Below are 15,040 nucleotides of genomic sequence, written 5' to 3'. Positions count from 1 at the left end.
TCCGCTTCACCTTTTGGCTTGACGAAGCCGTTGCTCCGTCCCTTTATGAGAAACAGGAAACCTCCCTGAATCCTGCTTCTACCTAGAAAAAATCGCTCCCCTTACTTAGTAAAGGAGCTGCCACCAGTTCGCGAGCATCATATAGCCCGGGAGCCAGCAGGTAATGACGCCAACAACAACCGTGTACCAGCCGATGAATTTTGGTCCAAGCGTGACCTTCATCTCGGCGCCAGCGAACCAATAAGCCAACCACAACGTACCCCAGATGATCCAGATGATGCCGAAGATTGGATCGTTGGCGACAAACGAAAGATACGCACAAGGAATGGTGTTGACTGCAACGAAGAAGCAGTACCAAGCGAGCGGCCTTCCATTCAGCTTGAATGCATTGGTGGCTCCGACGAACAAGTACGTAAAACCGAAGAGCATGTTGGTTGCGACAGGGTAGAGATCTGCAGTAATACCTGCAGCGCCCATGGTGACGACGGTGAAGGCGATGTTCACGGTGTTGATTACAACGAGCAATCCACCCGTGAAGAAGTTCATCACCGCCATCGCTTTGCTATCCCATTTTTGCAAAGTTCCGATGCCGTTCATGAACAGAACGCAACCGACGTAGAGAAGCCCTAACCCCAAAGTCATTCGAAAAACACCCCCTAAGTTTCGTTGAAACTTACACCTGTAAGTTTGCGATTTCCTGAAGCGTGCATCCGATGCACCATCATCATTTCGTGGATCGCAAATAATGTCAAGCGAGGTTCGCTAAGAGGGTAGAGCTGGAAGCAAAGATATGAGATTTGCAAAATACCAGTTGAGGGCCATAAATACTGAGTATTTCGTTATTACGAATGGTTGGCTTAAGCAGGTACTTTGAGTTATTTCGTCTCATTTTTCCAGTATTATATTTATGATACATTTTTTGAAATGACATGCGAATTTCTTTTGAATTCGGCTTGCTAGTCATGATTTTGGGACGCTTGACCTCGTGATAATTTGCTTTGCTATAACCAGTCGAAAAAAGTCCAAATATTTTTTTGGGATTAATTATTTTTTCGGCAAATGGACATAAATAAATCTGTTGTAAGCGGTTAACTCCCTCGTTATGCTCGTAAAAGTGCCTTATTGAGGTAACTCGCTAGAACGCTGGCCTCACTCATTACCCGTCTCTGCGTGGTCCTAATGGCTGAAAACCGTGTAGTGATGCTATACTGATAAAAGCGATATCACTCTATGCGATATGCATCCGATGGCACATTCATTCTTCTCTTGTCTGCTCGTTTGAACAGGCAAGATCGTTCATGCATACCTATGCATAGAAAGAGGTGCAGCCATGGAACTGCAGGCAAGTCTGGAGCGCGTGGACGAGGACCGCTCGCGTTTGCACATCACCATCCCGGCAAACGATACGAATACGCTTATCGATCAGTTCTTGATCGCCCTCGCTTATCAGAGCAACATCACCCCTGAAGAAGGTCAGGAACTTGAAGATGCTGCTATTGCCCGTTTGGGGCGAGAGGCTGTGTTTGAGAATCTCAACACTTCTATTACGCACTATTCGTTTCCTTTCGCGGCAGAGGGGCAGGGCATCGTATATATAGGTAAACCTCAGTTCGAGATTAAGGAGACCGTCAAGCGCGATACGCCTTTCGTCTTCGACGCTATCTGCGTCCTGAAGCCGAGCTTCTCTCTTTCTTCTTACGATCCCGTCGAGATTACCGTTCCGCCTCTCGTGGTTACCGAAGCGGATATCGACAACTACCTGGCGCAACTTGCTCAGAGCCATGCTTTCGTGGAAGAGGACGCGAGTCATTCCGATATCCGCGAAGGTGACCAGGTCGAACTTGAGATCGAAACCTTCCGTGATGGGGTGCGCTGCGATCAGCTTTGCTCTGAGGGCCGCTCCTATACGACGGGAGCCGATATGATGCCTGAGGAATTCGACCAAGCAATTATGTCCATGCATGTAGGGGAGACCAAGGAAGTCGAATACTCTTCCCCGGGTTTCACGCTTGATGAAAACAATCAGCCCGAGATGGACCACTACGTTTCGACCGTTACCGTTAAAAGCCTGCAAAAGACTATTATCCCGACGATCGACGACGAGTGGATTGTCGAGAATATGCAAGGTGAGGCATCAAGTGTCGCTGAATTGCGCGAGAAGATCCGCGGTATGATTTCCGACAGAAAAACCGTGGAGTACCGTCATTTTAAGAATCTCCAGAGCGCAAAGGCACTTGCCGAGCGGTTCGAGGGCGAGATTTCCGACGCGATTTATGATGCGGTGACTGCCGACGTTCTTGTCGCCTTTGAAGATCAGCTTGCGGAGCAGAATATGACCAAGGAAGACTTCCTTCGTGCTCAGGGAGTCACAGAACAGCAGCTCAAGCGCCATTTAAATGGTCAGGTGCACGAGCAGCTGGTCCGTCAGTTCGCACTTGATTCCGTTGCCGAGCACTTCAATCTCGAGCTTACCGATGACGACTTGAACGAGTATTTCCGTGCCGCCGCATCGCCGGGTCTTGAAGCAATGATCCGTCTTGATTTCGAGAGAAACGGCAAAATGCCCGAAGCGCGTCTTTCTGCGATGCGTCTGAAGGCAAACGATTACGTCACGGAGCATGCGATCATTCATATCGAGGGTTAGCAAATAGTTTCTAGTTATACAGAGTCGCCTCCTGGGTGTTAAGGAAGAGCACGAAGCTCGCTTATTCCAAAATACTCAGGAGGCTATTTTTGTGCAGTGCCCCTTGTCTCGGTGCCTTCTACCGAATAATTGGGAATGCAAGTCAAAAATGAGTGAAATTACATGTCCTATTTTTGGGATATTTGATTCCAATTAACTCACTTGTTCAAATTTAATGAAACGACAGAGTAATCAGCTGATTTTTACTTGGAAATCTTCCGAATTTAGCATCTCGTATCGCTCTCAACTTGGGAAATAGAATTATCGGTATTACAAATATGATACAAACTACAATGCCATATTTCTTCTTTCAACGGTGATTGGGCAATCGGGGCACAGCATTGGAAATCAGGCGCGTAAAAGCGTAAGACACCATAGTTGACCTGGGAATCTGCTCCGACTACCGTGATTTACCCCTCGCTTATCGAGCGACTGTTCACTAAATTGACAAGCTTAAATTTCGGTCGGTATAGTTTCATTACGCGTAAAACAAAAATCGAATTTCTTGTGATTTGCCAGTCGTCTTTGGGGCAAATACTGCGCGGAAAATCAGCAAATAATGGGGGGAAGGAAAATGAATGAACGCAAGGAAATTCGTTGCAGCAAACCCTGACAGGTGCATTGGGTGCAAGACATGCCTTGCGGCGTGTCTTCAGGCTCACGATGCTCCAGGAGGACCCGGGGAGCCGCGTTTGCAGTTCGTCAGCACGTTGAGAGTATCAACGCCGATCACCTGCCATCACTGTGTTGATGCTCCCTGTGTCAAATCTTGTCCGACAGGTTGTTTGTACTCTGACGAAAATCGAGTAGGGGTTCACGAGGAGAAGTGTATCGGTTGCCACAACTGCGTACTCGCTTGCCCGTTTGGAGCGATTTCGATCAAGTCGAGGATCAAAACGAGACGCCTTGGCAACCTCGAGGTCAATTGCGGTTGGGCTCCCGTTGTAATCAAGTGCGACCTTTGCGCTGAACGACCGGAAGGCCCTGCTTGTGTAACCGCATGTCTGACAAACGGCTTGATGCTCGTCGACCAGGATTATCTGGACAACTTGGCAAAAGAAAAGCGCGTCCACGCAGCAATGTCCGCTGAATCGCATGTGCATTCGTGAAGTCAACACTTGCTAGTAAGGGGTTTCTCATGGAAAAACATATGGCAGTTTGCCCGTACTGCGGTGCGGGCTGCAAGTTGAACCTGGTTGTCGAGAACGGAATGGTTGTCGATGCCGAGCCGCTTAACGGCATCACCAACGAAGGCAATCTTTGCCTTAAGGGCTTGTGCGGATTCGATTTCATCAATGACACGAAGATTCTGACGCCTCGAATCCTGCATCCCATGATTCGCCGCGAAAAGGGCGGCGAGCTCGAGCGCGTTACGTGGGATGAAGCGCTCGACTTCACCGCGCGCCGCCTTATGGAAATCAAGGCGCAGTACGGGCCTGATTCGATTTTGCTTACCGGCTCGTCTCGCGGCCCGGGCAATGAGGCGAACTATGTGATGCAGAAGTTCACGCGCGCTTGCATCGGCACTAACAACATCGACAACTGCGCACGCACGTGCCACGGCCCGTCGGTTATCGGCCTTATCGACACGCTTGGTAGCGGTGCGATGAGCGTTTCCATTCCAGGCATGGAGGAAGCAGACTGCATCATGCTCATCGGCTATAATCCCGCCGCCAGCCATCCTATTGTTGCGAGCCGCATCGTCAAGGCCCGCGAGCGCGGCGCTAAAATCATCGTCGTCGACCCTCGCGTTATCGAGACTGCGCGCATCGCCGATATTCACTTGCAGATCAACAACGGCTCAAACCTCGCTTTCCTTAACGCCATGGCAAATGTCATCATTAAGGAAGGTCTCGAAGATAGGGCGTTCATTGACGCCCATACCGAGGGATTCGAGGAGTGGCTCGAGGTTGTTGTGCGCTATACCCCCGAGTATTCCGCTGAGATTTGCGGTGTCGATGCTGATGATATTCGCGAAGCCGCGCGTATCTATGCAACTGCCGATACGGCGATCCTCGGCTGGGGCATGGGCGTTACGCAGCAGCGTCAGGGCGTCCATACTGTTCACGCAATTGCATCGCTCGCCTGCGTTGCCGGTCAGATTGCGCGCCCGCATTGCGGCGTCGCGCCTGTTCGTGGCCAGAACAACGTGCAGGGCAGCTGCGACATGGGCATGTGGCCGAGCCTGTATCCGGGCTACCAAAAAGTTACCGACCCTGCTATCCGCGAGAAATTCGCGAAAGCTTGGAACCTTCCGCCCGAGCGACTCTCCCTTAAAGAGGGTGCGAAGCTTACCGACCTTCCGCATGGCGTTAAGGAAAAGAAAATCCGTGCCTTCTACAACTTCGGCGAAGACCCGCTGCAGACCGAGCCCGATTCTGCCGACATGAAGGAAACGCTCGAGAACATCGACTTCCTCATCAGCCAGGATATCTTCATGACGCAGACGACCGCGATGGCAGACGTCGTGTTGCCCGGCACCTCTTGGGGTGAGCACGAGGGCGTCTTCACCGCATCCGACCGTACCTTCCAGCGCTTCACGGCAGCGGTGCCCCCGAAGGGCGAATGCAAGCACGATTGGGAGATTTTCCAGGAGCTTTCGACGCGTATGGGCTACCCGATGCGCTATCGCAACACGAAAGAGATTTGGGACGAGGTTCGCGAGCTGTGCCCGCTGTTTTATGGCGCAACCTACGAGAAGATGGAAGGCCTCGGTCATGCCCAGTGGCCGATTCCCACCATTGAGCATCCGGGTACTCCCGACCTTTACCTTGGCGGCAAGTTCAATACGCCGAACCAGAAGGCAAAGCTCATGACTCACGAATGGATTGAGCCGACCGAGCTTCCCGATGACGGCTACCCGCTGATTCTTTGTACCGTTCGCGAGGTTGGCCACTACTCCTGCCGCTCGATGACCGGCAACTGCAAAACGCTGGCGCAGCTTGCTGACGAACCGGGCTTCGTGCAGATCAACCCCAAGGACGCAGACGAGCGCAACATCAAGGACGGCGATCTTGTTTGGGTTTACTCGCGTCGCGGCAAGGTCATCACGCGCGCAGCGGTTGATGAGCGCATTAACCCCGGTACCGTCTATATGACCTATCAGTGGTGGATCGGCAAGTGCAATGATTTGACGCTGCACGCCACCGACCCTCTTTCGGGCACCCCCGAAGACAAGTTCTCTGCATGCCAGGTTGCCCAAATCGAAGATCAGGTTTGGGCCGAACAGCACGCTGAGAAGCTTTACGCGGAAATGAAGGCGCATCTGGCTCGAGAGGCGGCTCATCAGTATTCGGCATAAGGATTCTCACGGCTGCCGACTATTCAGAGAAAGGAGGCGCCCATGAGTTCATATATTGCTGTCGATCCCGATAAGTGCATTGGCTGCAAGACATGCGAAGCGGCGTGCGCAAGCAGCCATCGCAGGGCCGGGATGCAGCGGCGCCATCGACTGATTTTCGTTTCGAACAGAGGCATATCCACGGTGGTGACATGCCACCACTGCGATGATGCCCCTTGTGTAAATGTGTGTCCCGTGGAAGCACTCAAGGCTGAAGATGGCGTGGTTCGCACGGATGAACAGCGTTGCATAGGCTGCAAATTATGCGCCATCGCTTGCCCCTATGGGGCGATAGAGCCTTCGGGAACTCCGGTTTCAGGTGTAGCGGGCGTTATGTACAAGACGCCCGCCGCCCCGGCGGGGCAAAGCCCCCTTATTACTTGGGAAATTGGCGTTTCTCCCATCGCTGTTAAATGCGACCTCTGCACAGGGGCCGCTGGTAAACCCCAATGTGTTGCAAATTGCTTGTCTGGCGCGCTTAAACTCGTCACCGACGAGGAAATCAATCGCGAAACCCGCTATCGCAACGTCATGAGCGCAAATGCCAGCGAGGTGATGATGCTGGACTCCTGGAATGAGCGGAGGTTGTGATGATGGTTGAATTACTTGCGGCGTCAGGCGCTCTTTCACTCGCCGGTGCCTTGTTCTCCCTTTTGCTCATTCGTTGGGATGGTCCCTCTAAGACTGTCGCTTGCTTGTTCGGCATTCTTGCGGCCTTAGCGAGCCTCGGTTCGGGCATGCTTGCTCTTTTTAGTGAGCCCGTGATTCTCACCGCCCCAACCGTCTTTTGGTTCGCAGATTTCACCCTCTTGTGGAATCCATTGGCGGGCTTGATCGTAGTGGTTATCTCGCTGCTCTCCGTTTCGGCGTGGATTTACGGCTTCTCGTACTTTGATGAATATCGTGGTCACGGTGTTGGCCAAATCGGTTTTTACATGCACCTGTTCATAATCTCGATGTTGCTCGTGGTGCTATCCGACAATGCATTTTGGTTCTTGGTCTTCTTCGAGCTGATGTCTCTGACGTCGTACTTCCTCGTCGTTTTCGACCAAACAAAGCAGTCGATACGCGGCGGCTTTATGTACTTTGTCATGGCGCACATCGGCTTCATGATGATCATGATCGCATTCTTCGTGATGGCTTGGGCGGCTGGCAGCTTCGAATTCTCCGCGTTCAGAATGCTCGAGCTTCCCGTCGGCCTGGCTTCGGTCGTGTTTATCCTCGCCTTCGTCGGCTTCGGCATCAAGGCCGGTATGCTCCCGTTCCATTCTTGGCTGCCCCAGGCCCATCCGGCGGCCCCTTCGAACGTTTCTGCGCTCATGTCCGGTGGCATGATCAAAATCGGTATCTTCGGTATCGTGAAAGTAGCGTTTGACCTGCTCGCAGGATCCGATTGTCAACTGTGGTGGGGTCTTGCGGTTTTGGTCATCGGCGTTGTCTCGAGTGTGCTGGGCATTGCCTATGCCCTTATGGAACATGACGTGAAGAAGCTTCTCGCGTTTTCGTCTGTTGAAAATATCGGCATTATCCTGATTGGTGTCGGCGTCGCACTTGTCGGCTGCGCGATGAGTAATTCCGTTGTTGCCGCTCTTGGTCTTATGGCTGCTCTGTACCACACTATCAACCATGCGATGTTCAAGGGCGCGCTCTTCCTTGGCGCAGGTTCGATGATTTACCGTTCGCATACGCGCAATATCGATCAGATGGGCGGACTTTCTAAGTTCATGCCGGTTACGGCAATCATGTTCCTCATTGCTGCTGTGTGCGTTTGCGCCATCCCGCCGCTGAATGGCTTTGCTTCCGAGTGGTTCACCTATCAGTCGCTTCTGACGGCAGCTCTTCAGGGGGACGGCCTGGTCATGGGCTTCATGGCGTTTGCCGCGGCGGCCCTGGCCATCACCGGTGCCCTTGCGGTCATCTGCTTCGTCAAATGCTACGGTGTTGCCTTCGCCGGCAAGCCGCGCGTTGACTTCTCCGATGAGATGCGCGAAGTTCCAACCAGCATGGTTATCGGCAATGCTTTGCTCGTGTTGATGTGCATCGTGCTTGGTTTGGGCATTGCGTACTTCGCTCCCATCATGCAGGATATCGCGAGCGCAACGCTCGGCATCGCCTCCGTTGCCATCGCGTCTGGCACTGTCGTTTCGATACCAGGCTCGTACGCAGCGATTTCACTCCTCGTTGTTGCGATTGTGCTCTTTGTTCTTTGCCTGTTCCTCCGGGGTATCTTGGGAATCTTCAACGCTAAGTACGGCGCCGGTGTGCGCGACGACGCGTGGGCCTGCGGCTATCTGCCGGATCGCTCCATGCCTCCCTCCTCAGGCACCTTCGCAACGAACGTCCGCGGTTTCTTCGGTCCCATGTACGACGCCCGCGATGCGATTGTCGAACGCAAGTCTCTTGTCATGCGCGCCTATGAGGGCCTGATCAGCTTCTTGAAAAAGCTCGAGCCCGTTGCCGATAAATATCTGGTTGACGGTGTCACAGGCATCGCCAAGCGAATCGGCGTGGCCGCGAGAAGCGTCGAGGGCGGAGACTACCGCCGCTATATCGGCTATATCGTTATCGTCCTCGGAATCTCGCTGATTCTGACTGTGGCTGTGGGTTAGGTGGTGCATCATGAACGAAATTTTCTTGGCGATTCTCCAACCTCTGCTGCTTCTCGTATTGGCGCCTTTGTTCTCCGGCTTCAGCCGCGTTTTGCGTGCGAAGATGCACGGACGTAAGGGCCCGAGCATCCTGCAGGATTACTATGACCTGGTCAAGCTCTTCAAGCGCGAGGACCTTCGTACGGAGAATTCGGGCTTGCCGTACCGAATTATGCCGATACTGTTTCTGGCTACGGTTTTGCTTTTAGGCGCTGCGATTCCGCTTGTCACCCTGCAAAGCCCCATCCCGCTCCTGGGCGACTTCATCCTTGTCGTCTACCTGCTCGTCCTGCCGCGCTTCTTCTTCGCGCTATCGTCGGTCGATTCCTCAGGCGCCTACCCGAGTGTCGGCGGCATCCGTGAGCTGCTCGTGAGTGCGCTTATCGAACCCGCAATCATCCTTGCCCTGTTCACGGTGGCGCTTTCGACCGGTATGTCCAACTTAGGCGACATGTGCACCGCTGTGCGCGCATTCGCCATCGACACCCCGGTAGCTATCGTCATTGCAGGTTGCGCCATGGCGGCATGCTGTTACGTCGAGCTGGGCAAGCTGCCCTTCGACATGGCGGAAGCTGAACAGGAAATCCAGGAAGGCCCGCTCGCGGAGTACTCTGGTCCGTCCTTGGCAATCCTCAAGGTCGCGATGACGCTCAAACAGATGCTCATGGCCGGCTTGTTCGTGTCGTTGTTCGTTCCGTTTGGAAACGCGGCCGAGCTCACGCTGCCCGCGTTGGTGTTTGGGACTATCTGGCTCTATATCAAGCTCACGATCGTTTTCCTTATTTGCGCCGTGATCGAGAACACGGTTATGCGTACACGTTTCAACAGTCTTTCCCGCAACACCTGGATGATCGTCGGCTGCTCTGCTCTGTCGTTCGTGTTCCTCATCGTCGGTGTGTAGAAAGGAGGTCTGAAGATGACTATCGGCTTTATTTCAACGCTCGTTCCAGCGTTGGCCATCTTGGTTCCGTTCATCGGGATGCTGCTGATCTTGATATCGCCACGTCCCGCGACACGCTGGCTGTGCGTTGTGGCCTCCGCGATATCGCTTCTTTTCTGCCTGTTCAGCATGCAATCATGTTGGGTGAACGGCATGGAAGGCGCGACGACTCCGCTGTTGCACCTAGACTCGGTCACGATATTCGGACTCACGGTCGATCGCGTGAGCTCCCTTCTTGCGACGGCGTTTGTTGGCATCGGCATGCTGGTGACGATTTACGCTACCGCTTACCTCAATGAGGGAAACAAGGAGCACCCTGACAAGCACCGCAAGCGCTTCTATGCCGTTTTCTGCGCCTTCATCGGTGCGATGGCGGGCGTCGTGTTCAGCTCCACTATTTTGGGTCAGCTCGTGTTTTTCGAGATCACCGGCGCCTGCTCCTGGTCGTTGATCGGCTACTACAACACGCCAGCTTCCCAGAAGGCGGCTATGAAGGCGCTGATTATCACGCATCTAGCCTCCCTTGGTCTGTACTGCGCCACTGCGGTTCTGTTTATGCAGACGGGTACCTTCGATCTTGCTGCCATCGCGCAGCTTGAAGGTGGATGGAAGACGGCTGTCGTGATCGGCATCCTCATTGCCGCTTGGGGCAAATCTGCTCAGCTGTCGTTCTACATGTGGCTGCCTTCCGCTATGAATGCGCCGACGCCGGTTTCTGCTTACTTGCACGGTGCATCCATGGTTAAAGTCGGCGTTTACATCTTCGCGCGCGCTCTCATATGCGCAGGTCCCGTGGACCCGGTGATCGGATGGATTGTCGTTGTGGGCGCCATCGTGACGATGGTCTTCGCCTTCTCGATGTATCTTCCGCAGAAGGATATCAAGCGCCTCCTGGCGTTCTCGACCATCGCTCAGCTGTCTTATATGTTCCTCGGCTTCGGTTTCGCAATCTTCGGTTCCGAACTGGCTCTCGAGGGCGGCATTGCCCATATCTTCAACCATGCGTTCGCGAAGATCCTTTTCTTCCTGGTTGCCGGTGCATTGAGCTACTGCATGGGCACGCGCATGCTCACGGATATCCGCGGCTTGTGGAAGAAAGCGCCACTTATCGCGGTCTCCTTTGCGGTTGCGGCGCTTGCTATCGGTGGCGTTCCTCCTTTCGGCCTCTTCTTCAGCAAGTTCGCGATCCTGGCAGGCGGATTCGAGACGGCTGTCGGCAACATCCCGCTCATGATCATCGTTGTCGTAGCCATCATCGAGTCGATTTGCTCGTTCGCCTGGTTCTTGAAATGGATGGGCTCGACACTTCCCGGAGAGCCCTCCGAGACTGTTGCGGAGGCGCGCCCGCTTCCGAAGGCAATGGCCGGCGTGTTCATCGTGCTGATCATCCTGATTGTGTGCTCGGGTTTCGTGGCCATCGCGTGGCTCAATTAAGGAGGATCTCATGACAGGATTTACGCTGGTTAATATTTTAGGCGGTTTGCTGATCGTCACATCGACGGTCGTGGTTCTCGCGAGAACGGCCAAGAAATCCGCTTTGCTCTACATGCTTCAATCGTTTGTTCTCGTATTGCTGCTGCTCTCTCTTGGCTTCGCAACGGATTCGAGCGAGCTGTTTGTTTGGTCAGCCTCGGCATTCGTTACGAAGGTCGTTCTCGTGCCGAGCATCTTGCTCTATACCATTAAAAAGCTTGGGGAATCCGGTGAAGTCGAAAATAAGATTTCACCCGCGCGAAGCATCGCAATCATCGCGATTGAGGTACTGGTGTGCTTTGCGGCGGTCAAGCATGTGGACCTGTATACGGCTGCAGAGGTCAAGCCCGCGCTCGCGATTTCGCTCGCACACTTCTTCATCGGCCTGACGTGCATCATCTCGCAGCGCAACATCATCAAGCAGATTTTCGGTTACTGCCTGATGGAGAACGGCTCTCACGTTACGTTGGCCTTGTTGGCACCGCATGCGCCAGAGTTGGTGGAAATCGGCATCGCGACTGATGCCATCTTCGCCGTGCTTGTTATGGCGCTTGTGGTTAGGCAGATTTTCCGCAAAACCAACTCTCTTGACGCGAACGACTTAATGGAATTGAAGGGATAGGTTATGGACGCTTCATTATTGGTATTGCTCATGCTGGCAACGCCGTTGGCGTCGTGCCTGCTCATGGCGGTGATTCCCGCCATTGCGCCTCGGGGTTTGTTCGAGGCGATCCAATCATGTGCTTGATCGCCGTGCTTGTCTTCGGTGCTGGCGTTGTTGGTACGGTGGTGCTCGGTGGGGAAGAGGTCCACGCGTTTGACCTGTGGCTTCATGTCGATGCACTCTCTTCCATCTTCGTCGGTATCGTGTGTGCGGTAGCTTTGCTTACAGGTGTCGCTTCCCTTTCCCATATCCGCTACGACGCGGACGAGGGGAATGTCGGAGCTAAGCAAATCAAGCGTTTCTACGCGCTGTTCAGCCTGTTCGTCTTCACGATGCTGCTTGTTGCCACATCGAACAACCTTATCATGATGTGGGCTTCTATCGAGGGTACGACGCTTGCTACGGTATTTCTCGTCGGAACGTACAACACGAAGATCTCGCTTGAGGCGGCATGGAAGTATCTCATCGTCTGCACTGCCGGAGTTGCTTTCGGCCTGTACGGAACGCTCTTGGTGTACGCGAACGCAGCGGACGTCATGGCCAATCCGCATCAGGCGGCATTCTGGTCGACGCTCGTGCCATACGCTGGTCAATTCGACCCCGCTTTGATCCAGATCGCCTTCGTGTTCATCGCGATCGGTTTCGGTACCAAGGCCGGCTTGTTCCCGATGCATACATGGATGCCCGATGCGTACTCGCAGGCTCCAAGCCCCGTTTCGGGTCTGCTTTCAGGGGCGCTCGCCAAGTGCGCAATCCTTGTCGTCATCAGGTTCTATGTGCTGGCCGTTCAGGCTATCGGGCCGGCGTTTCCGCAGGCCATCATGCTGATCTTCGGAGCAGCCTCGATCGTCTTCGGAGCCTTTGCTCTTCTTTTGCAGTCCGACTTCAAACGCAAGCTGGCTTACAGCTCGTGCGAGAACATCGGCATCGTTGCCCTCTGCCTTGGCCTGGGCGGCCCCATCGGTGTTGCAGCCGCGCTTCTGCATTGCGTGTTCCACAGCCTCGTAAAGTCGCTTATGTTCTGCATGTCGGGCAATCTCGCCATGAAGTTCAAGACGAGCGATCTGGGGCAGATCAAGGGCGTGGTGAAGGTTGCTCCCGTCACTGCCGTTCTTGTCGGAATTGGGCTTTTCGCCATTTCGGGATTCCCGCCGCTGGCGCTTTTCACAAGCGAGATGCTGGCGTTCGTGGCTGCCGCGTCCTCGGGCTTCATGTGGTTGATCATCATCATCGCGCTTGCCCTCACCGTTGTGGTGGGCGCCTTCTCGATTGTGTTCCTCCGCTCGATTTTGGGCGAAGCCCCTGAAGGCTTAAAGCGCGGTGAGCCTAAGGCGCTCACGCTCATTCCCGAGTTTGCGCTGGTGGCTCTTATCTTGTGGTTTGGCGTTGCGCTCCCAGCACCCGTCGTTTCCGGTGTCGGTTCGGCAACCGAAATCGTGTTGCAGGACGACATCTCCAGCGAAAGTAACTTACCTGGTGCGGCGCTATTTGACAGTATCTTCAATGCGTCCGACGTGACTTGGACTATCGGAGAGTAGGAGGCCAAAGTGAGCAAGAAAAGTTCCAACAAATCGAAATGCGGTAAGTCGCATGTCGAATTTGTCCAGCGGCGCTTCCATGGTGCTTTGCTTGATAGCACGTGGCAAACAGATGAGCAGCTCACCCTTACGGTTCGCGCTGATTCTACTCCCGATATTGTGCAGCATCTCTACTATCGCCGTGGCGGTTGGCTCTCTGTTGTCGTAGGCAACGACGAGCGTCCCATCAATGGCAAGTATGCGCTCTACTACGTCCTTTCGATGGAAGAAACCGACCCGTGTATTCTCGTTGTTCGAAGCGAGGTCGATCCCGATCCGGGCACGTTCCCTTCGGTGGCGGCGCGCGTTCCTGCCTGCATGTGGGGTGAACGCGAGGTTCGCGACATGTTCGGCCTGACTCCTATCGGGCTTCCTGACCCCCGTAGATTGGTGCTTCCTGACGATTGGCCGGAGGGGCTCTATCCGCTGCGCAAGGACTCCATGGATTACCGCCACCGGCCCAACACGACGACCGATCTTGAGAACTACGAGTTCTTGAACGACGCTCCTGAGGGTTCGACAACCACCATCCCTATGGGCCCGTTGCATATCACCTCCGACGAACCTGGTCACTTCAGGCTGTTCGTCGAGGGCGAAAACATCGTCGACGCCGACTATCGCATGTTTTATGTGCATCGCGGTATGGAAAAGGTTGCCGAATCGCGCATGACCTACGACGGTGTCCCGTTTTTGGCCGATCGCATCTGCGGCATTTGCGGCTTTGCCCACTCGGTTGCCTACTCCGAGTCGGTGGAGCATGCCATGGGAATCGAGATTCCGCTCCGCGCTCAGGTTATCAGGTCGATCATGCTTGAGGTCGAGCGTCTGCATTCCCATCTGCTCAATCTCGGCCTTGTCTGCCATTTCACTGGCTTTGACACGGGCTTCATGCATTTCTTCCGCATCCGCGAGAAGGCGATGGACCTTGCCGAGCTTTTGACTGGTGCTCGCAAAACCTATGGCATGAACCTTATCGGCGGTGTTCGTCGCGACATCCTCGCTGAACAGAAGCTCGAGACCATCAAGGTTCTGCACGAGCTGCGCGAGGAAGTGAGGCATCTCCTCGATGCGCTCGTGTCGACGGCTAACTTCGAGCAGCGTACGGCTGGCATCGGCATCCTCGACAAGCAGGTCGCCCGCGACTGGAGCCCCGTCGGTCCAACGGTTCGCGGAAGCGGCTTTACCCGCGATTCGCGATTCGACCACCCGTTCGACGGCTATAAGCTCTTGACTGACAAGACTGCGCGTACGTATGACGGCTGCGATGCGAAAAGCCGTACGCTCGTGCGCGTCGACGAGTTCTTCGACAGCATCGATATGATCGAGTTCTGGCTGGAAAGCGCACCAACTGGCCCCATTCTCAACGAATCGTGGAGCTATGAGCCCTACCTCTTCGGCGTTGGCTTCACCGAGGCGCCGCGCGGTGAGGACCTGCATTGGTCGATGACGGGCGACAACCAGAAGTGCTATCGCTGGCGCGCTAAGGCCTCGACGTACAGCAACTGGCCGGTGCTCCGATCGATGCTTCGCGGGAATACTATCGCCGACGCCGCTGTTGTCATCGGCAGCATCGACCCGTGTTACTCGTGCACCGATCGCGTCACCATCGTCGATGTGAAGAAGCGCAAGCAGAAGGTCCTCTCGAAACAGGAGTTCGAGGACAGCTGCAGGAAGCGCGATATGAATGAGCTTGTCGTTCGTTAAGGAAAGGAGGG

General features: G+C 54.4%; 12 protein-coding genes. 11 read left to right on the top strand and 1 reads right to left on the bottom strand.

The annotated features are described in order from the left end of the window. Positions 1-105: 105 nt before the first annotated feature. A complete protein-coding gene (locus Q0G85_RS02510; protein WP_297154419.1) occupies positions 106-642 on the bottom strand; it encodes an AmiS/UreI family transporter in 537 nt (178 codons plus the stop codon). 688 nt (positions 643-1,330) lie between these two features. Here Q0G85_RS02510 and Q0G85_RS02505 point away from each other — a divergent pair. The 11 genes from Q0G85_RS02505 (at position 1,331) to Q0G85_RS02455 (ending at position 15,029) form a co-directional block, all read left to right on the top strand. Further along, positions 1,331-2,644, top strand: coding sequence for a trigger factor (locus tag Q0G85_RS02505; protein ID WP_297154417.1), 1,314 nt, complete (start codon positions 1,331-1,333; stop codon positions 2,642-2,644). A gap of 617 nt (positions 2,645-3,261) precedes the next feature. Beyond that, positions 3,262-3,792 (top strand): 4Fe-4S dicluster domain-containing protein, encoded by a 531-nt coding sequence (locus Q0G85_RS02500; protein ID WP_297154415.1) that lies wholly within the window; start codon positions 3,262-3,264, stop codon positions 3,790-3,792. A gap of 29 nt (positions 3,793-3,821) precedes the next feature. Next, entirely contained in the window at positions 3,822-5,984 is a 2,163-nt protein-coding gene (gene fdhF, locus Q0G85_RS02495; protein WP_297154413.1) for a formate dehydrogenase subunit alpha, read from the top strand. Positions 5,985-6,026: 42 nt separating this feature from the next. Next, a complete protein-coding gene (locus tag Q0G85_RS02490) occupies positions 6,027-6,614 on the top strand; it encodes a 4Fe-4S dicluster domain-containing protein (RefSeq protein WP_297154412.1) in 588 nt (195 codons plus the stop codon). Then, positions 6,614-8,632, top strand: a complete 2,019-nt coding sequence (gene hyfB / locus Q0G85_RS02485) for a hydrogenase 4 subunit B (protein WP_297154410.1) — start codon at positions 6,614-6,616, stop codon at positions 8,630-8,632. The genes Q0G85_RS02490 and hyfB overlap by 1 nt, the downstream gene beginning before the upstream one ends. A 10-nt stretch (positions 8,633-8,642) precedes the next feature. After that, positions 8,643-9,572: a respiratory chain complex I subunit 1 family protein gene (locus Q0G85_RS02480; RefSeq protein ID WP_297154408.1), complete on the top strand. Its 930-nt coding sequence runs from the start codon at positions 8,643-8,645 to the stop codon at positions 9,570-9,572. A 15-nt stretch (positions 9,573-9,587) separates the two neighbouring features. Then, positions 9,588-11,045 (top strand): hydrogenase 4 subunit D, encoded by a 1,458-nt coding sequence (locus Q0G85_RS02475; protein WP_297154406.1) that lies wholly within the window; start codon positions 9,588-9,590, stop codon positions 11,043-11,045. A gap of 10 nt (positions 11,046-11,055) precedes the next feature. Next, entirely contained in the window at positions 11,056-11,706 is a 651-nt protein-coding gene (gene hyfE, locus Q0G85_RS02470; protein ID WP_297154404.1) for a hydrogenase 4 membrane subunit, read from the top strand. Positions 11,707-11,709: 3 nt separating this feature from the next. After that, positions 11,710-11,832, top strand: a complete 123-nt coding sequence (locus tag Q0G85_RS02465; protein ID WP_297154402.1) for a hypothetical protein — start codon at positions 11,710-11,712, stop codon at positions 11,830-11,832. Next, the gene (locus tag Q0G85_RS02460; RefSeq protein ID WP_297154400.1) at positions 11,823-13,286 is read left to right on the top strand and encodes a hydrogenase 4 subunit F; all 1,464 of its coding nucleotides are present in this window, start codon (positions 11,823-11,825) and stop codon (positions 13,284-13,286) included. Before Q0G85_RS02465 ends, Q0G85_RS02460 begins: the two co-directional genes overlap by 10 nt. A 9-nt stretch (positions 13,287-13,295) precedes the next feature. Continuing rightward, positions 13,296-15,029 (top strand): NADH-quinone oxidoreductase subunit C, encoded by a 1,734-nt coding sequence (locus tag Q0G85_RS02455; protein ID WP_297154398.1) that lies wholly within the window; start codon positions 13,296-13,298, stop codon positions 15,027-15,029. Positions 15,030-15,040: the final 11 nt, after the last annotated feature.

Origin of the sequence: uncultured Ellagibacter sp. (assembly GCF_934617235.1) — a bacterium.
In the GTDB taxonomy this organism is placed as follows: Bacteria; Actinomycetota; Coriobacteriia; order Coriobacteriales; family Eggerthellaceae; genus Ellagibacter.
This window is presented reverse-complemented; position numbering and strand designations above follow the sequence as displayed.

Excerpts from the sequence above, each read along its gene's own strand:
- Q0G85_RS02510 (WP_297154419.1), bottom strand. The coding sequence starts at position 642 with ATGACTTTGGGGTTAGGGCTTCTCTACGTCGGTTGCGTTCTGTTCATG.
- Q0G85_RS02505 (WP_297154417.1), top strand. The coding sequence starts at position 1,331 with ATGGAACTGCAGGCAAGTCTGGAGCGCGTGGACGAGGACCGCTCGCGT.
- Q0G85_RS02500 (WP_297154415.1), top strand. The coding sequence starts at position 3,262 with ATGAACGCAAGGAAATTCGTTGCAGCAAACCCTGACAGGTGCATTGGG.
- fdhF (WP_297154413.1), top strand. The coding sequence starts at position 3,822 with ATGGAAAAACATATGGCAGTTTGCCCGTACTGCGGTGCGGGCTGCAAG.
- Q0G85_RS02490 (WP_297154412.1), top strand. The coding sequence starts at position 6,027 with ATGAGTTCATATATTGCTGTCGATCCCGATAAGTGCATTGGCTGCAAG.
- hyfB (WP_297154410.1), top strand. The coding sequence starts at position 6,614 with ATGATGGTTGAATTACTTGCGGCGTCAGGCGCTCTTTCACTCGCCGGT.
- Q0G85_RS02480 (WP_297154408.1), top strand. The coding sequence starts at position 8,643 with ATGAACGAAATTTTCTTGGCGATTCTCCAACCTCTGCTGCTTCTCGTA.
- Q0G85_RS02475 (WP_297154406.1), top strand. The coding sequence starts at position 9,588 with ATGACTATCGGCTTTATTTCAACGCTCGTTCCAGCGTTGGCCATCTTG.
- hyfE (WP_297154404.1), top strand. The coding sequence starts at position 11,056 with ATGACAGGATTTACGCTGGTTAATATTTTAGGCGGTTTGCTGATCGTC.
- Q0G85_RS02465 (WP_297154402.1), top strand. The coding sequence starts at position 11,710 with ATGGACGCTTCATTATTGGTATTGCTCATGCTGGCAACGCCGTTGGCG.
- Q0G85_RS02460 (WP_297154400.1), top strand. The coding sequence starts at position 11,823 with ATGTGCTTGATCGCCGTGCTTGTCTTCGGTGCTGGCGTTGTTGGTACG.